The sequence below is a fragment of the Flavonifractor sp. An9 genome (assembly GCF_002161245.1).
Taxonomy (GTDB): Bacteria; Bacillota; Clostridia; order Oscillospirales; family Oscillospiraceae; genus Flavonifractor; species Flavonifractor avicola.
Map to the genome: position 1 here is coordinate 1 of NZ_NFHC01000008.1, position 16,087 is coordinate 16,087.

Genomic DNA, 16,087 nt, shown 5'->3' on the forward strand with positions numbered 1-16,087 from the left:
ACCAAGGTGCAACCGGACTACGCCTGCTGTATTCAGTTTAGCAAATCCTTCGGTTAACGCACAGACTATATTTTCATTCTCAGCTGTGATGGCATTTCATGAGGCGTTGAAAACTGAATATGGAGGACACTGGATGGCAAAAAGCAAAAGCGATATTTTTACACCCCGGACAGGGCAGGTCATACAAGCAGAGAACGGCACGCAGTATTTTGTATGTGGGAACAACCGTATAAAAATCTCCGAACACTTCGCCGCAGGCGGGAAGCCCCTCGGTGATCTGATTGTAGATGTGGTGCGGCATACCGCAGAAAAAGCCGCTTCAACCTGATAGCCCATCATTGATAACACGCCCACGCTTATGATATAATTGCCATAGAGCAAAAGTATTGTAAGCGTGGGTTGTTTCTTTAGAAGGAGGATTTTTAACGGTGAAACAACCTTACAATACTACGATTTACAACACGGCGCTTTATATGAGATTGAGCCGGGACGATGAACTGCAAGGAGAAAGCGGGAGTATTCAGACACAACGCATGATGCTCCGGCAATATGCCGCCGAGCATAGCCTGAATGTCATAGATGAATATATCGACGATGGATGGTCTGGAACGAACTTTGACAGGCCGGATTTTCAGAGAATGATTGATGACATTGAGGACGGGAAAATCAACTGCGTTGTTACGAAGGATTTATCCCGCTTAGGCAGAAACTACATTCTGACCGGCCAATACACGGAAATCTACTTTCCCAGCAAAGGAGTCCGCTATATCGCTGTCAATGACAATGTGGACACCATCAACGGAGAGAATGAGCTTGCCCCATTCCTCAACATTCTGAATGAAATGCACGCCCGCCAGACCAGCAAAAAGGTAAAAGCGGCCATGCGGACACGGTTTGCAAATGGCGCACACTATGGAGCCTATGCCCCGCTGGGCTATGTCAAAGACCCGGATAAGAAAGGCCATCTTCTGATTGACCCGGAAACAAGGTGGATTATCGAAAAGATTTTTGACCTTGCCGTTCATGGCCGGGGAGCCGCCAGCATTACACGGATTTTGGTCGAAGAAAAAGTGCCTACTCCCGGCTGGCTGAATTTCCAGAGATACGGCACTTTCGCAAATATCTATGCCGGAGCGCCGGAGGAAAAAGCCTATGCGTGGACGATAGCGCAGGTGAAAAGTATTCTGAAAGAGGAAACCTATATCGGACACAGCGTCCACAATAAGCAGACCAACATTTCATTCAAAAACAAGAAGAAAGTACGCAAGCCAAAAGAGGAATGGTATCGTGTGGAGAACACCCACGAAGCGATTATTTCCGAAGATGTGTTCCGTCAAGTACAGGAGCAGATTTGCAACAGGCGCAGACGGCAGAAGAACGGCACAACACAGATATTTTCCGGGCTGGTAAAATGTGCGGACTGCGGCTGGTCGCTGGCCTATGGTGTGAACAGCCAGAACAAAAATCCCTATGCCCACTACCATTGTAGCAAGTACGGGCAAGGATTGCACCAGTGTTCCATGCACTATATCCGCTATGATGTGCTTTACGCCTATGTCCTTTCCCGTCTGCAATACTGGTCTGTGCTGGCACAGCAGGATGGGGACAAACTTCTGAAACGGCTACTTAACGCCAGCGACAAGGAACGCAATACTGCAAGGAAGCGGCAGACAGCCGAACTGAAAAAGGCGGAAAAGCGCAAAGCAGAAGTAGACACCCTGTTTGCAAAAATGTATGAGGACTGGTCTGCCGGACGCATTACAGAATACAATTTCAATATGCTGTCCGAAAAGTATCAGGGCGAACAGCGAGAATTGGACGCAAAAATTGAACGGCTTCACGAAGCGATGGAGGTCGCCGCCCAGACAGCGGTTGACGCTGAAAAGTGGATAGGTCTGATGAAACAGTATGTCAATCCCACAGAATTGACGGCTGAACTTCTGAATACGCTGATTGAAAAAATCCTTGTCCATGAAGCGGTCAAAAGTGAGGACGGAAGCCGGGAACAGGAAGTGGAAATCTTCTACCGCTTTATCGGCAAAATCGAATGACACATCTTGAGATACCCAACAATATCTTTAACTAAGGGAAACGGGCCTGTCCGTTCCAGATTCCGATCTGTTGATCTCCCTGTCGGAAGCCCTTGAGACACCTGTGAGCACATTGCTCGGAGAGACGGTGATGGAGGCGGAGGTGGATGAGGTCAAAGCGCTCTCCGAAAAGCTGGAAATCATCAACTTACAGCTTGCGCGGAGAAAGGTGATGCGAAAAGCAATCCTCCATTGGCTGCTCATCGCGTTATGCGTCGGCATTGTAATCATTGCTGCGATCTTGTTCGTGGGGAACAGTTTTTACCTGAGATGGGATTACAGTGCCCCGGAGACTGCCGTCATGGGCGTGGCCATTCACGCCTTTGAATGGGTCTTTGTCCGTCTGGCGCCCTTCGCCTTGATTGTGGCACTGGTGGGCGTGTTTCTGACGCGGAAAAAGGCTGGCTGAAATCAGCACGAAATCTCAATTGTGTCGTTCGCTTTTGGCCTTGTATCCTCTATGATCATATCAGCAGCTGCGAAGAATTGATGATTAGAGGAGACATCACTATGAACACAGATAAGATTTTTGCGGAAGCCATTGCCAACGAATATGCCCCCAAGGACACCTCTAAGGTCGTCGCTTTGAAAAAGCTGGATTGGAAAGCAAAGCGTTCGGCGACGCTCTTTGCCTATGGTTTTGGTATCGGGATGGCCCTGATCCTTGGCCTGGGGATGTGCCTTTCCATGCAGGTGATCGGAGGAGGCGGTATCCTGATGACGGGCGGCGGAATTCTCCTGGGAATTCTGGGTATCATTGGTGTGGGTTTGAACTACCCCATCTACAAAAAGCTCCTGCGGTCCGGCAAGGAAAAGTATGCCTTTGAGATCATGCAGCTGGCCCGGGAGATCAGCGAATCGGCAGAATAAACACAGGGAGGGCGGCAGATGAACAAGTCTGAAAGTAAATACTTCAATACCGCCCTGCGGATGGACGAGGCCCTCATCGCACTGCTGGAGAAGAAGGACCTGGAATACATCACGGTAAAAGAGATTTGCCACCTGGCCGGCGTAAACCGTTCTACCTTCTACCTGCACTATGAGACCATCGCCGACCTGGTAAACGAAACGTTGGAGATGATCAATCAGCGATTTCTCTCCTATTTTCCCAAACAGGAAGAAGAGATTCTGGAGAATATGGGCAGCAGGGAGCGGGAAGACCTGGTGTTGGTCACTCGGGAATACCTGCTCCCCTATCTCCGGTTCATTCAAGACAACAAAAAGGTCTACCGGGCGGCATTCAGGAACCCCAGCAGCGTGCAAGCTCATGTGCGGTATCGTGAGCTTAAGCAGCGCATCCTGGGTCCTATTCTGGAGCGGTTTGAGATTCCAACCGCCTGGCATCCCTATTACATGGCTTACTATGTGGAGGGAATCAGCGCGATTGTCAAGGAATGGCTGCGGCAGGACTGCGCGGATGAGGTGGAGATGATTGCCGACATCATCGAGTCCTGCGTGCGGCCCAGGGGCGGCAGCTATGAGAAATAACGGCAGAGCTGCGCGCTTTCTCCGGACATGGCGGGAGGACTATATCTATCGGACTCTCATGAGTTCCGCTGTATCCTTTGGGTTTACGGCGCTTTTTGCCCTGTACAATGGGTATTTGGGCCTTTGCTATGGATCGGTCTGGCATGGAAGTATCGGCATATTTTATCTCCTGCTTATGGCGATTCGGGGTATTGTCCTTCTGACAGAGCGGAGAAATCGGACACGGCTTGCGGCGGAACGAAGTGGCTGTCGTCGTCGGACCTTTCTGATCAGTTCCATACTGCTGCTGGTGCTGGATCTGTCGCTCATTCTGCCTATTTCCATGATGGCGGTGCTGGACAAGCCTGTATCCATCGGACTGATTCCGGCGATTGCCATGGCAGCCTACACAACCTGGAAGATCATCATGGCTTCTATTCACATTGGCCGGCAGAGGCGCAGGTCAGCAGGTAATATCCTGGTCGCGGAGCTGCGGACAGTCAATTTTATTGATGCGCTGGTGGCAATTCTGACGATGCAAAATACATTGATCATGGTGAACCGGACGGCGACAGATAAAAATGCCATGCTTCCGGTGTCCGCCGCCTCCAGTGCCGTGACCTATGTGGTGATCGTGGCCATCACTGTGCGGATGCTGTGGAAGGGCGTGCAGCAGACAAACAGTTCCTTTGGTCAAAAGCAAATATAAATCCTCCTATGCTGTTTTTCCTCAGAAGAGACGGCATAGGAGGATTTTGCTTTGGTTAGTTGCTCACCGGAAGAGCCTTATTTCGCCCAGTGGACGACGGCGTCCCGCAAAAAACGGACGCAGCCGGGAATGCGCTTATCATAGTAGGCGGTGAACCGCTCATCCATCACATACAGCTCCGCAATCCCACGGTGCCTGGCCGGGTCGTACCGGTTCCCAGTGATGGTAAGCCACCGGCGGTGGAGGGTGCAGATTTCTTTTCCCTCCTCGCTTTCCGGGGAGAGGTCAGCCTGGACAGCCGCTTCCAGCCGCTCTTGAATCTCCTGACCCAGGCCGGTCCATGCCCGATATTGCTCCTGGGTCAAATTCATCACCGCGGCGTTGGCCTCGTCTACCTCTTTATCTCCGTACTTGGCCCGGGTCTCGGCTCCGTAAACTTCCTCGTTGTGGGCTACCGTGCGCTCCTTGAACGCCTCAAATTTCTGCTCGTCGCTCATAAATTCCTTCCTTTCTTCCGCTCCGATGGTCTCTTTTACCGACCGGATCAGTTTCCCCAGCCTTTCCTGCTCTGCCTCCAAAGCGGCAAGATGGTTTCGCAGGGCGGCCAGACGGTCAAAGGAGGGATCGTCCAGGCATTCCTTGATACGGGCCAGCTCCACCCCGAGGGCCCGGTAATAGAGAATGTCCTGCAGCCGGTCTACCTCTGCCTTGCCGTAATAGCGGTAGCCGCTCTCCGCTACCCGGCTGGGCTTCAGCAGCCCGATCTGGTCGTACCAGCGCAGAGTGCGGGTGGTTACCCCGGACAGGTGCGACAGTTCCTGAATGGAATACTCCATAAACATCCCTCCTGGGGATACTGTATCAGTTGACGGAGCGTCAGAGTCAAGGGGAAATGTTAGACTTGATGGATCTCCTGCTGCAAATGCTCTAAAAATTCTGCCGCCGGAATTCTGTCCATCTGGGTGTGGTGGAACTGGAAGGACACCGGCAGGATGGTACACAGCCACTTTTTTCGATATTTAACCCTAAATCCATACGGATCATCATAGCGCTTCCAATCTTTTTTAGAGAGAATCTGGGGCTATTTTGGCTTCTTGCCAAAATAGGCATTTTCAATCAAACCCAGGTGTGCCAATTTTGCCTCAATTGCGCCCCGGCTTCTTCCGTGCTCTCTGGCAATGGCGGAGAGTTTCATTCCAGAATAAAACTCATCAACCAATTTATCTTGTTCTGCCTGAGGCCAGGACTTTCCTGCGTTTGGCGTGTTCGCCCCTTTTTTGGCGTCCTGAGTCGAGGAGAGGATATGGTGCAGCGCGCGGATGATATCCGGATGATTGCAAATATGGTTTGGTGGAAAGAGTTCACCAGTAAACGGGTCCATACCGTCCGCCAAGGCGGACAACAGTTCTTTTGCGCGAATAGTATCCATAGAGCCAGCCTCCTTCCTTTCCATGCAAAACAGTTCCCTGATGCTGTATTCAGTATACTTGGATTACCAAGATACGGCAAGTAGAGCTGTGCAGTTTTGCATTGACTGAAACACAAGTCCTGCTCTATAATATCTCTATTAGATATATTGGAGGGCGTTATGGAATACCTGATTTTAGGGCTGCTGATTCTATCTCCCATGACGGGGTATGAGTTGCAGCAATTCATCAAGAAAAACCTGGCCCTGATCTGTTCCCATAGCGCGGGCAGCGTGCAGACGGCTCTTGCCAAGCTGAAGAAAGAGGGCAAGGTGACAGCCTGTGAAGTGATCCAGGGCAAGCGCCGTAAAAAGCGCTTTTCCATCACGGAAACTGGCAGATCTGTTTTTTCTGCCTGGGTGGCTCAACCCATGCAGGCGGACAGGGTGAAGAACATGGAGCTATCCCGTCTGTTCTTTGCGGGGCTGGCACGGCCGGAGGAGCGCCTGGCCGCTATTCGGGACTACATCCGGCAGATGAAGGAGACCCGCGGGGTCCTCTGTGCCATTCAGCAGCAATTCCGGCAGATGGACCCGCAGGAATTGCCGTCTGGGACCGATTGGTCCCAGATACTGCGCTTTCAGGGATACACCATTCAGTACGGTATCGCCGCCGCTGACTTTGAAATTGGCTGGTACAGCCGTCTGCTTCACGAATTGGAGGAACAACCATGAAAATTCTTGTTTTGAATGCCAGCCCCAAGGGCAAGAATTCCACCACGGTCCACACCGCGCTGTATTTGCAGGCGCTGCACCCGGAGCATACCTTCACTGTCCTTCCGGTGGGCCAGCGCATCAAAAACTATGAGAAAGATTTTGCTCCGCTGCGAGAGGAATTGGAGCAGGCGGATCTGCTGCTGTTCTGCTATCCGGTCTATACCTTTATTGCGCCCTATCAGCTTCACCGGCTCATCGAGCTCATCAAGGCAGATGGTGTGGACCTCTCCGGCAAGTTTGCCTCTCAGATCACCACATCGAAGCACTTCTATGATGTGACCGCCCACCGCTATGTGGAGGAGAACTGCTTTGATTTGGGCATGAAGGTGGTGCGGGGGCTGTCCGCCGATATGGATGACCTGCTCACCCAGCAGGGGCAGCAGGAGGCGCGGAACTTTTTCGATCAGCTGATATTTTCCTGCGAGCACGGGCTGTTTGTCACACCGCTTGCCAGAGCGCCCCGGCGGGAGAAGCCGGTCTATCAGCCGGTGCTGCATTCCGTGTCCAAGAGCAAAGAAAAGGACGTTGTGATTGTTACCAACTGTGCCCCCGAGGATGAAACTCTCCGGAATATGATTGCTGATTTCCGTGCTGCGCTGCCCTTTGAGAGCCGGGTGGTAAATCTACGGGACTTTCCCTTTGCCGGTGGCTGCCTTGGGTGTTTCGGCTGCGCCATCACAGGGAAATGCGTCTATACCGACGGATTTGACGCATTTTTGCGCAATACCATCCAGACCGCCGACGCCTTTGTCTATGCCTTTACCATCTCCGACCATTATACCCACTCCAGCTTCAAATGCTTTGACGACCGGCAGTTCTGCAATGGCCACCGTACCGTTACCCACGGTACGCCCATTGCCTACCTGATCAGCGGCGACTATCAGTATGAGAGCAATCTGCGCATGATTGTGGAGGGTCGCAGCGAGGTGGGGGGCAACTATCTGTGCGGCGTAGCCACCGATGAGGGCAATACCGCTGCCGATGTGCAAAACCTGGCCGATGCTGTGGTATTTGCCATGGAGAAGAAGCTGTCCCGCCCGGCCAATTTCTACGGGGTGGGCGGAATGAAGATTTTCCGGGATCTCATCTATGTGATGCAGGGCATGATGAAAGCCGACCACAAGTTCTATAAGACCCACGGCATCTACGACTTCCCCCAGAAGCAGAGAAAGCGCATTCTGCAAATGAAGCTGGTAGGAGCCATGCTGGCGGTTCCCTCTGTACAGAAGAAGATGAAGGGACAGATGAACCAATACATTATTGGGCCGTACCAAAAGGTAGTAGGGCAGGCCCGGGAAAGTGCCGGATCGGCGAAGCAGAATTGATTACGGATCTGATTGAAGGGTGCTCTCCGCTCAGCGGTGAGCACCCTTTTCAGCAAAAATACATGGGGCCTTCATGACAATTTTAGCCTTGCTGTGCTATACTGTAGCAAACAGAAAAGAAGGGATTTAGACGTGCGGATTTTAATGCTGGGCAACAGTTTTACCTTTACCAACCATATGCCTCAGATGCTGGCTCAACTAACTGGGGCGGAAGTGGTCCGCCACACCCGGGGCGGGGCGCGGCTGTCGGAGCACCTGAACCCCAAGACCAAGCTGGGTGCAAAGACGCAGGAGGTGCTGGACAAAGAACATTGGGACTATGTGGTCCTTCAGGAGATGAGCCACGGGCCCATAACCGCTCCCGGCAGCTTCTTTGCCAGCGTGGAGCAGCTCTGCAACAAAATTTGGGAGAATGGGGCAGTCCCCATTCTCTACGCCACCTGGGCTTACCAGAGAGACGGGGCCAAGCTGACAGCCAAGGGCTGGGATTATAGTGAGATGGCCCATAAGATGTCTGAAGCCTACCACAAAGCCGCCCGAGAGAACCACGCCCTCCTTGCTGATGTAGGGCGGAAGTTTTATGAGTTGTCCGATACTCAGAACCTCTATGCCGCCGATGGCGTGCATCCCAGTGAACTGGGTTCCCGTATCGCGGCGGAAACCATTGCGGCGGTCATTCAGGAGCAAAAGGAGAAATTACGATGATTCGAGATATCTGCAAAGATGAGACGTTCCTGGCCCAAAAGGCGGTGCCTGCCACGCTGGGCGATGTTCAAGTGGCTGCCGACCTGCTGGAGACACTGGAGCACCACAAGGCCGGCTGCGTGGGTATGGCGGCCAATATGATTGGGATCAATAAGCGCATCATTGCTTTCGATAACGAGGGCAGCTACATGGTCATGTTCAACCCGGAGATCGTTAAAAAGTCCGAGCCCTATGACACGGAGGAGGGCTGTCTCTCCCTGACCGGCGTCCGCCCGGCCAAGCGGTGGAAGACCATCAAGGTACGCTGGCAGAACGAGAAATTTCAGGAGCGGCTGAAAACCTTCACCGGCTGGACGGCTCAGATCATCCAGCATGAGATCGACCACTGTGAGGGCATCATCATATGAAAAAGTGCAGGATCACTGTCATGCGCATCACCCGATACGAGGACCTGATGGCCCAATATGAGAATCCCATCGCTCATGCCTGCGACATGGAGGTGGGCCAAGTCTTTATCGCCAATGGCTGGGAGAAGCCTGTGGGCTTTTGCCAAAGCGCCTGGGATACCCTCTCGTCCTTTGTGCTGGCCCTAAGCCACGGGGGTGAGAACTTCTACGACGGCTGGATGAAGAACCCCCAATCCGCCATGCTCTCCTGTAACGACGGGTTCCGGCCGGTGAGCTTTCTGGTGGAAACCCTGGATGAGGACGCGGACTGAGGAGGAAACGCCATGTTTGAACATAAAGTTGCCGTGGTTACCGGCGGAGCAAAGGGTATCGGCAAGGCGATTGCGGAGGAATTCCGGAAAGCAGGCGCCGAGGTATGCGCGATTGACCTACTTCCCAACGATTATTTTGTGGGTGATCTGGCCGACCAGACCGTTCTGGAGGATTTTGCCCGCAAGGTGATTGCCGACTATGGTCATGTGGACTTTTTGGTCAATAATGCCCTGCCCCTGATGAAGGGCATTGACGCGTGCAGCTACGAGGAGTTCAACTACGCCCTGCGGGTGGGCGTTACCGCCCCCTTTTATCTTACCAAGCTGTTTGCGCCCCACTTTGCACCCGGCGGGGCCATCGTAAATATCTCCTCTTCCCGGGACAGGATGAGCCAGCCCCAGACCGAGAGCTACACGGCGGCCAAGGGTGGCATCTCCGCCCTGACCCATGCCCTGGCGGTGAGCCTGGCCGGTAAGGTGCGGGTCAATTCCATCTCGCCCGGTTGGATCGACACCGACTATACCGTTTATGACGGTCCGGATGCCATTCAGCAGCCCGCAGGCCGGGTTGGCAATCCCCTGGACATTGCCAATATGGTGCTTTACCTGTGCTCGGACAAGGCGGGCTTTCTTACGGGGGAGAACATCTGCATTGACGGCGGCATGACCCGCCAGATGATCTACCACAATGACTTTGGATGGACCCTGCAAGGAGGAACCGGTCTATGAAAACCGCCATCTGCTACTATTCCCGCCACCATGGGAACACGCTGAACGTTTTGGAGGCCATGGCGGGCGAGGGGGATGTGGACCTGATCGATGTTACCACCCGCCAGACCGTCCGGCTGGAGAAGTATGACTGTATCGGTTTTGCCTCCGGCATCTACGGTTTTGAATTCCAAAAGGCTGTGGTGGAGTTTGCCCGGCAGTACCTGCCCCAGGGCAAGCCGGTGTTCTTCGTCTATACCTATGGCGGCGCCAAGGGTAGTGGGGCCAAGGCTGTGGCGAAGATCGCGCAGGAGAAGAACTGCCGGATGCTGGGGGAGTTTTCCTGCAAGGGCTATGACACCTTTGGCCCCTTTAAGCTGGTAGGCGGTATTGCCAAGGGACATCCGGACGAGCGGGATCTGGAGAACGCCCGTAAATTCTATCGGGAGATTCAGGCGCGAAATACGCACGGTTAAGGAGGTCATGTTATGTTTGGACCGGACCCGAATGCTGTCCACCCGAATGAGAACATCCCCAGCGTTTGCTACATCAAGAATGTTATCACCCGCCTCAACATTGAGGTAGGCGATTATACTTATTATGACGACGCTGCCACCGGTGGAGAGGATTTTGAGGACCATGTGACCCACCACTATCCCTTCATCGGGGACAAGCTGATCATTGGAAAGTTCTGCGCCATTGGTAAAGGCGTGGAGTTTGTAATGAATGGGGCCAACCACCGTATGGAGTCGGTCACCACCTACCCCTTCAATATCTTCGCCCACGGCTGGGAGAAGTGCACGCCTTCATTGGACCAGCTGCCCTTTAAAGGGAATACGGTGGTGGGCAATGACGTGTGGATAGGGCAGGATGTCACAGTCCTGCCCGGTGTCCACATTGGCGACGGCGCCATTATCGGGGCCAATTCTGTGGTGGCAGGCAATATCCCGCCCTATACTGTGGCGGCAGGGAACCCCTGCCGTGTAGTCAGGCCCCGGTTCGGCCAGGAGCTGACGGAGTATCTGCTCAAGCTGCGGTGGTGGGATTGGGAGGCGGAAAAGATTTTCTGCAACCTGGAAGCACTGTGCAGCGGTGATCTGGAGCAAATTCGCCGCATTGAGTTATAATGGAGGAAACTACATGAAGCTTGCCATTCTCTCCGACACCCACGGCCTGCTGCGGCCGGAGGTGGTGGAGCAGCTGAAAACCGCCGACGCCATTCTCCACGGCGGCGACATCAATAAACAGAGCATTGTGGACCAGTTGAGGCAATACGCGCCTCTCTATGTGGTCCGGGGCAACAACGATAAGGAGTGGGCGGAAGACATCCCCCATGATCTTACCATCACCTTGGATGGTGTGACGTTCTATATGGTCCACAATAAGAAAGAACTTCCCGCAACGCTTAACGGTGTGGATGTGGTGGTATTTGGCCACTCCCACAAGTATGTGCAGGAGGAGAAGAACGGTATTTTGTGGCTCAATCCCGGCTCCTGCGGCCCCCGGCGGTTCCATCAGGAGATTACCATGATGATGGCGGAACTGGCAGATGGGGAGATTCAGGTGGAGAAAATCTCCATTCCCCACGAGGTAAGGTGATGGAACTGGGACTGACTTTCCCCCTCAAGCGATTTTTGAAGATGAAAACGCCGGCCTACGGCACGCAGCCAGACCGGCGTTTCTGCTGGGACCTCCATGTCATCGATCTGCGGGGGTGCAAGTGTCTGCTGGCTGTCCACTGTCACAGCCGGTATACCTTTGTACGCTATGATGTAACGCCCCTTCAGTGGGCGGACCTGCCCGGCCTGTTTCGGGAGGGATTGACGGAGAGCTTTATCGCCGCTGGATTTACAGCGGATCAGGTGGAAGCATATCTGCGGCAGGCGGGCGAGATTGAAATCACCCGTACCCACGGACGCCGGGAGGTGGCCTTTCTCAACCGGGCCTGGGAGGATGTATTGGCGCTGGATCTGTGCCTGGACACGGATTGTCAGGCCCAGCCTCTGCTGGACCATGCCGTCAATACAAAGCCCAGCCGGTGCGTGGGTTTTGAGGGGCTTGGAACGAGCCTGGAGCGGGTGAATGTCATATGAAAATGAAGGGAGACTCAGACTTGAACAGGGAGGAATGTCTGATTTGTAAGGCGCCTTTGGAATATCTGACCCAGGATGAGGTCATGGAGTGCGCCATCTGCCATAAGAAGGAGTCCAGCAAAACCCGTTGTGTAGCGGGTCATTATGTCTGCAATGACTGCCATACCCAGGGTATGGACAGCATCTTTGGCCTGTGTCTCTCTGAGACTTCTGCCGATCCTGTGGCCATTCTCCGCCGGATGATGGAGCTGCCATTCTGCCATATGCACGGTCCGGAGCACCATGTAATGGTGGGCGCGGCTCTGCTTACTGCCTATAAAAACGCCGGTGGTAACCTGGAGTTTGAGAAGTCGCTTCGGGAGATGTATAGCCGGGGCAAGGCGGTCCCCGGCGGAGCCTGCGGCTTTTGGGGAGCCTGCGGAGCGGGGATTGCCACAGGACAGTTCCTGGCCATTGTTACCCAGTCCACACCCCTGGCCGGAGAGCCCTGGGGGCTGAGTAATCAGATGACTGCCCGAGCGCTGGAGAGCATCGGTCAGGTGGGCGGCCCTCGATGCTGCAAGCGGGACTCCTTCCTGGCCATCCTGGCCGCCGTGGACTTTACCAAGGAGCATCTGGGGGTGGAGATGGAGCGGACAGTTCCTGTCTGCTCTTACAGTGGCCGGAACAACCAGTGCATTGGCAAGCGCTGTCCGTTCTCGGCGGCGAAAGCACTTGAAACGAAAGAGATTAAAACTGTTAAACGTGCAAAGCTGGTAAAACTATCTTTGAAATGAACACAGCCCGGAACTTCTGGATGATAAGAAGTTCCGGGCTCGTTGTTGTTATGCCTGTATTTGTTCCAGTTCCTTCTCAATCAGAGAAACAGCAATCGTAAAGGCCTGGATGCGGCGTCTGGCCAGTGTGATCTGGGATTTCAATCGGGCGGGATCTTCTTTCCCTTCCAGAGTCTTGACGGTTTCCCGCAGCTTATGCAGGGTAGAGTCGATCTGCCGTTTGGCCTCCACAAGTTCATCTTTGGTATAGGTCATGCTTTGCCTCCTAAAATGGACCTTACTTATCGTGGTGTTGCGGGAGATCATCCTTTAGCGGCGGTTGCTCTTCCGCTTGCGAAAATCCTCCTCAATATCGTCTTTCCAGTGCTCATCCAGCGTAGCACAACACCGGACAGCGGTGACAGCCTGACTCACCACCTCGTAGTTGAGGCGAGTACCCTCGCTGTCACAGTGGTAGTTTACCGCCCGATCCGGGGCGATGCCCAGCGATCCCGCCGTTTCCACCGCGTCGATGTTTGCACCCAAAAAGAGGAACTCCCAACCGTACTTCTCCTTCTGGCGCTGGATCATGGTTTTGACCTGCTGAGAGGTATAGCGGCGGCTGGCATTCTCCATGCCGTCGGTGGTGATGACGAAGAGGGTGTGCTCCGGTACATCCTCACTCCGGGCGTATTTGTGAATGTTACCGATGTGATGGATGGCACCGCCGATTGCGTCCAGCAGGGCGGTGCAGCCCCGGACATAGTATTCTCTGTGGGTAATAGGCTCGACCGCTTCAATTTTTACCCGGTCATGGAGCACCTGGGTATGGTCGTTAAAGAGAATGGTGGAGACAAAAGCCTCGCCGGGCTCCTTTTTCTGCTTCTCCAGCATGGCGTTGAAGCCGCCGATGGTATCGACCTCCAGTCCCTGCATGGAGCCGCTGCGGTCCAGGATAAAGACCAGTTCCGTCAAATTCTTTTTCATAGAAAAATCCCCCTGTTCTGTGTTGTTTGGTTTACGAGCACAGTATAGAGGGATTTTATGTTTGTTTGGTCGCCTGGCGGGCGACAATTATGCTCTCAAAATTTGCGCCATGGGTTTGCCTTTGGCCAACTCATCCACTAGCTTATCCAGATACCGGATTTCCCGCATCAACGGGTCCTCGATTGCTTCCACCTGAATGCCGCATACCTTGCCGGTGATGAGGGTTCGATTGGGATTCATGGCCGGGGCATTTCGGAAGAAGTCCCCATAGCTGGTATCAGACTGCTCCAGGCGGGCAATGTCCTCGACGCTATATCCGGTGAGCCAGGTGGTCACCTGGTCCACCTCTTCCCGGGTACGACCCTTTTTCACTGCCTTGTTGATTAGAAGCGGATAGAGCTTGGCAAAGGACATCTGTGTCACATCGGTACGGGGCATGGTATTAACCTCCCAGCAGGCTCTGATCAAAGGCGAAGAGAGCCTCGTTGATCTCAAAGATGTTGTAGTTTTGGTGGGCGATGAAATACTCCACGATGATGTCGAACTTACTGGCGTGGGAGAAGGCAAAGCCTGCCTTTCCCAGCATCTCACGGGCCTCCTGCAGAGGCAGCTCCAGGGCCACGGCGAAGGCCATAGCGGTGGGCTTAGAGGGCTTGTAGTGGACGTCCGAGCGGATCTTGGAGAAGAGTTTTCGGTCAATGTTGGCCTTTTTATAGCACTGGGCGTCGGTGAGACCACGCTCATCGATCTTCCGCAGCAGCATCTGAGAAAAGCTTTCATCCAGTTGACTGAGGGCCTCGTCCAGACTGATGGTCAACGATGTGGGGGGCAATGGTACTGCTGTAGGGGTCAGTGGTGTTCCTGGAATAGACTCCCACATTGACGTTGTTAAAAAACGCTCATCCGGCTGGCTCAGGTTTTCGTCCGACCAATGCGCTGCCTTTGCAGGAGTCCACGGTACTTCTGTCATGGAAGGGGCGTTAAAGCCCGCGGAACGGCGGCGCTGCTCTTCCAGACTGTCGGTATGTTCGGACACATAGTGGTCGTCGATATAGGCGGCAATATCGGCAAAGAGCTTTCCGCCGATGGTGTAGGCGGCTCGGTCGAAGATCACCAGATAGACGGTCATATCGTGGGAGAGCAGGAAGTCTCCGATAGTGTCCACCGCCACCTTCAGAGCCTGGTCCTTGGGGTAGCCGTATGCCCCGGAGGAGATAAGGGGAAAGGCCACCGTTTCGCACTTGTTGGCGAAGGCCAGCTCCAGGGAGGAACGGTAGGCGGAAATGAGAAGCTCCCTCTCGCCGCAACTTCCACCCTGCCAGACAGGGCCGACGGTGTGGATTACAAACTTGGCAGGCAGGCGGTAACCCTTCGTGATCTTGGCCTGTCCCGTTTTGCAGCCGCCCAAGGTACGGCATTCCTTCAAAAGATCCGGCCCGGCGGCGCGGTGAATGGCGCCATCTACACCCCCGCCTCCCAGAAGGCTCTCTTTGGCGGCATTGACGATGGCGTCCACCTTCATAGTAGTGATATCATTTCGCACGATGTGCAGGGGCATGAGAACACCTCCTCATTGATTGGTTTTATGATACCATGAACTGGTCGTTCTGACAAGGAACGGACATTTGCCCGCCTAAAAACCTGTTGGAAGTCTTAGCTATCTCGATTTGTAGAGAAATTGCAGCATCCGGCCCAAAAATGCTTGACAAAAGAGAATAAAACACTATAATGAACGATATTCATATTGAGGTGATAGGATGAATACCGTAGTTACATCCAAAGAGGAGATCCTGAAGACCAGCCGTGAGCTCATCCAGCAAGCGGGGTGGTCTGTGGTCAATATTCGCTCAGTGGCGGCCGCCTGCGGTGTGTCGGTTGGTTCCATCTACAACTATTTTGATTCCAAAGCTGCTCTGATGGGTGCCACAGTGGAGAGCGTCTGGTGTGAGATCTTCCGCCGCCCGGAGGATGAGGCAGTATTTCAGGATACCCAGGCCTGTATTACCTGGCTGTACCAACGGATGGAGTACGGCTGCAAACGGTATCCCGGATTTTTCAGTCTTCACTCGTTGGGCTTCATGGGGGAGGATAAATCCGATGGAAAACGGCGGATGCAGCAGACCTGGCAGCATATTTTAGATAGCCTGCATTCTGTCTTGCTGCGGGATACCAGAGTCCGGCCAGATGCCTTTACCGAAGCATTTACAGCGGAAAAATTTTCGGATCTCCTGTTTTCACTGATGTTGTCTGCGTTGCTGCGGCAGGATTATGATCCCTCGGTTGTACTGGAGATCGTCCGCAGGACCCTCTATTAAAATTCCCACAACTCTGTGGGAATTTTGTATCCC

General features: G+C 53.7%; 23 protein-coding genes and 1 pseudogene. 18 read left to right on the forward strand and 6 right to left on the reverse strand.

All coding sequences use genetic code 11. From position 1 onward, the window contains the following. Nucleotides 1-133: 133 nt before the first annotated feature. From B5G40_RS06915 to B5G40_RS06940, 6 genes and pseudogenes are all read left to right on the forward strand, one after another. Complete coding sequence (locus B5G40_RS06915; protein ID WP_087392011.1) at nucleotides 134-328, forward strand: hypothetical protein; 195 nt, start codon at nucleotides 134-136, stop codon at nucleotides 326-328. A 100-nt stretch (nucleotides 329-428) separates the two neighbouring features. After that, the gene (locus B5G40_RS06920; protein ID WP_087308103.1) at nucleotides 429-2,051 is read left to right on the forward strand and encodes a recombinase family protein; all 1,623 of its coding nucleotides are present in this window, start codon (nucleotides 429-431) and stop codon (nucleotides 2,049-2,051) included. Between the two features lie 43 nt (nucleotides 2,052-2,094). Then, a pseudogene (locus tag B5G40_RS06925) lies at nucleotides 2,095-2,499 on the forward strand (transcriptional regulator); the annotation flags it as partial. A gap of 101 nt (nucleotides 2,500-2,600) precedes the next feature. Next, on the forward strand, nucleotides 2,601-2,960 hold the full coding sequence (locus B5G40_RS06930; RefSeq protein WP_087399166.1) for a dihydropteridine reductase: 360 nt from the start codon (nucleotides 2,601-2,603) through the stop codon (nucleotides 2,958-2,960). A gap of 18 nt (nucleotides 2,961-2,978) precedes the next feature. Next, nucleotides 2,979-3,578 (forward strand): TetR/AcrR family transcriptional regulator, encoded by a 600-nt coding sequence (locus B5G40_RS06935; RefSeq protein WP_087399167.1) that lies wholly within the window; start codon nucleotides 2,979-2,981, stop codon nucleotides 3,576-3,578. A gap of 58 nt (nucleotides 3,579-3,636) precedes the next feature. After that, complete coding sequence (locus B5G40_RS06940) at nucleotides 3,637-4,266, forward strand: hypothetical protein (RefSeq protein ID WP_087399168.1); 630 nt, start codon at nucleotides 3,637-3,639, stop codon at nucleotides 4,264-4,266. Between the two features lie 77 nt (nucleotides 4,267-4,343). Here B5G40_RS06940 and B5G40_RS06945 read toward each other — a convergent pair whose 3' ends face one another. Both B5G40_RS06945 and B5G40_RS06955 read right to left on the reverse strand, forming a co-directional pair. Further along, complete coding sequence (locus B5G40_RS06945; RefSeq protein ID WP_087399169.1) at nucleotides 4,344-5,102, reverse strand: MerR family transcriptional regulator; 759 nt, start codon at nucleotides 5,100-5,102, stop codon at nucleotides 4,344-4,346. A 245-nt stretch (nucleotides 5,103-5,347) separates the two neighbouring features. Continuing rightward, nucleotides 5,348-5,695: a hypothetical protein gene (locus B5G40_RS06955; protein WP_087265810.1), complete on the reverse strand. Its 348-nt coding sequence runs from the start codon at nucleotides 5,693-5,695 to the stop codon at nucleotides 5,348-5,350. Nucleotides 5,696-5,854: 159 nt separating this feature from the next. On the opposite strand from B5G40_RS06955, the gene B5G40_RS06960 reads away from it, so the two are divergent. From B5G40_RS06960 to B5G40_RS07010, 11 genes are all read left to right on the forward strand, one after another. Next, the gene (locus tag B5G40_RS06960) at nucleotides 5,855-6,406 is read left to right on the forward strand and encodes a helix-turn-helix transcriptional regulator (protein WP_087389445.1); all 552 of its coding nucleotides are present in this window, start codon (nucleotides 5,855-5,857) and stop codon (nucleotides 6,404-6,406) included. Next, complete coding sequence (locus tag B5G40_RS06965) at nucleotides 6,403-7,773, forward strand: NAD(P)H-dependent oxidoreductase (protein ID WP_087399170.1); 1,371 nt, start codon at nucleotides 6,403-6,405, stop codon at nucleotides 7,771-7,773. The genes B5G40_RS06960 and B5G40_RS06965 overlap by 4 nt, the downstream gene beginning before the upstream one ends. A gap of 144 nt (nucleotides 7,774-7,917) precedes the next feature. Beyond that, nucleotides 7,918-8,478, forward strand: coding sequence for an SGNH/GDSL hydrolase family protein (locus B5G40_RS06970; RefSeq protein WP_242959315.1), 561 nt, complete (start codon nucleotides 7,918-7,920; stop codon nucleotides 8,476-8,478). Next, nucleotides 8,475-8,885: a peptide deformylase gene (locus B5G40_RS06975; protein ID WP_087327499.1), complete on the forward strand. Its 411-nt coding sequence runs from the start codon at nucleotides 8,475-8,477 to the stop codon at nucleotides 8,883-8,885. The genes B5G40_RS06970 and B5G40_RS06975 overlap by 4 nt, the downstream gene beginning before the upstream one ends. Continuing rightward, nucleotides 8,882-9,196 (forward strand): TIGR04076 family protein, encoded by a 315-nt coding sequence (locus B5G40_RS06980; RefSeq protein ID WP_087399172.1) that lies wholly within the window; start codon nucleotides 8,882-8,884, stop codon nucleotides 9,194-9,196. Before B5G40_RS06975 ends, B5G40_RS06980 begins: the two co-directional genes overlap by 4 nt. Before the next feature lie 12 nt (nucleotides 9,197-9,208). Continuing rightward, nucleotides 9,209-9,925, forward strand: coding sequence for an SDR family oxidoreductase (locus B5G40_RS06985; RefSeq protein WP_087399173.1), 717 nt, complete (start codon nucleotides 9,209-9,211; stop codon nucleotides 9,923-9,925). Then, nucleotides 9,922-10,380, forward strand: coding sequence for a flavodoxin family protein (locus B5G40_RS06990; RefSeq protein ID WP_087327508.1), 459 nt, complete (start codon nucleotides 9,922-9,924; stop codon nucleotides 10,378-10,380). The genes B5G40_RS06985 and B5G40_RS06990 overlap by 4 nt, the downstream gene beginning before the upstream one ends. 12 nt (nucleotides 10,381-10,392) lie before the next feature. Then, entirely contained in the window at nucleotides 10,393-11,031 is a 639-nt protein-coding gene (locus B5G40_RS06995) for a Vat family streptogramin A O-acetyltransferase (RefSeq protein WP_087327510.1), read from the forward strand. Nucleotides 11,032-11,044: 13 nt separating this feature from the next. Continuing rightward, the gene (locus B5G40_RS07000) at nucleotides 11,045-11,503 is read left to right on the forward strand and encodes a metallophosphoesterase family protein (protein ID WP_087399174.1); all 459 of its coding nucleotides are present in this window, start codon (nucleotides 11,045-11,047) and stop codon (nucleotides 11,501-11,503) included. Next, complete coding sequence (locus B5G40_RS07005) at nucleotides 11,503-11,997, forward strand: DUF6933 domain-containing protein (RefSeq protein WP_087399175.1); 495 nt, start codon at nucleotides 11,503-11,505, stop codon at nucleotides 11,995-11,997. Before B5G40_RS07000 ends, B5G40_RS07005 begins: the two co-directional genes overlap by 1 nt. A 56-nt stretch (nucleotides 11,998-12,053) precedes the next feature. Continuing rightward, nucleotides 12,054-12,773 (forward strand): DUF5714 domain-containing protein, encoded by a 720-nt coding sequence (locus B5G40_RS07010; RefSeq protein ID WP_343286726.1) that lies wholly within the window; start codon nucleotides 12,054-12,056, stop codon nucleotides 12,771-12,773. Nucleotides 12,774-12,821: 48 nt separating this feature from the next. On the opposite strand, the gene B5G40_RS07015 is transcribed toward B5G40_RS07010, so the two are convergent. From B5G40_RS07015 to B5G40_RS07030, 4 genes are all read right to left on the reverse strand, one after another. Further along, nucleotides 12,822-13,028, reverse strand: a complete 207-nt coding sequence (locus B5G40_RS07015) for a hypothetical protein (RefSeq protein WP_087188167.1) — start codon at nucleotides 13,026-13,028, stop codon at nucleotides 12,822-12,824. A gap of 54 nt (nucleotides 13,029-13,082) precedes the next feature. Further along, nucleotides 13,083-13,739 carry a vWA domain-containing protein gene (locus B5G40_RS07020; RefSeq protein WP_087327519.1) on the reverse strand — a complete coding sequence of 219 codons (657 nt, stop codon included), beginning with the start codon at nucleotides 13,737-13,739 and terminating at the stop codon, nucleotides 13,083-13,085. Nucleotides 13,740-13,826: 87 nt separating this feature from the next. Further along, nucleotides 13,827-14,177, reverse strand: coding sequence for a DUF2200 domain-containing protein (locus B5G40_RS07025; protein ID WP_087265786.1), 351 nt, complete (start codon nucleotides 14,175-14,177; stop codon nucleotides 13,827-13,829). A 4-nt stretch (nucleotides 14,178-14,181) separates the two neighbouring features. Further along, nucleotides 14,182-15,297 carry an O-acetyl-ADP-ribose deacetylase gene (locus B5G40_RS07030; RefSeq protein WP_087399176.1) on the reverse strand — a complete coding sequence of 372 codons (1,116 nt, stop codon included), beginning with the start codon at nucleotides 15,295-15,297 and terminating at the stop codon, nucleotides 14,182-14,184. A 199-nt stretch (nucleotides 15,298-15,496) separates the two neighbouring features. On the opposite strand from B5G40_RS07030, the gene B5G40_RS07035 reads away from it, so the two are divergent. Beyond that, nucleotides 15,497-16,054 carry a TetR/AcrR family transcriptional regulator gene (locus tag B5G40_RS07035; protein WP_087399177.1) on the forward strand — a complete coding sequence of 186 codons (558 nt, stop codon included), beginning with the start codon at nucleotides 15,497-15,499 and terminating at the stop codon, nucleotides 16,052-16,054. Nucleotides 16,055-16,087 lie beyond the last annotated feature (33 nt).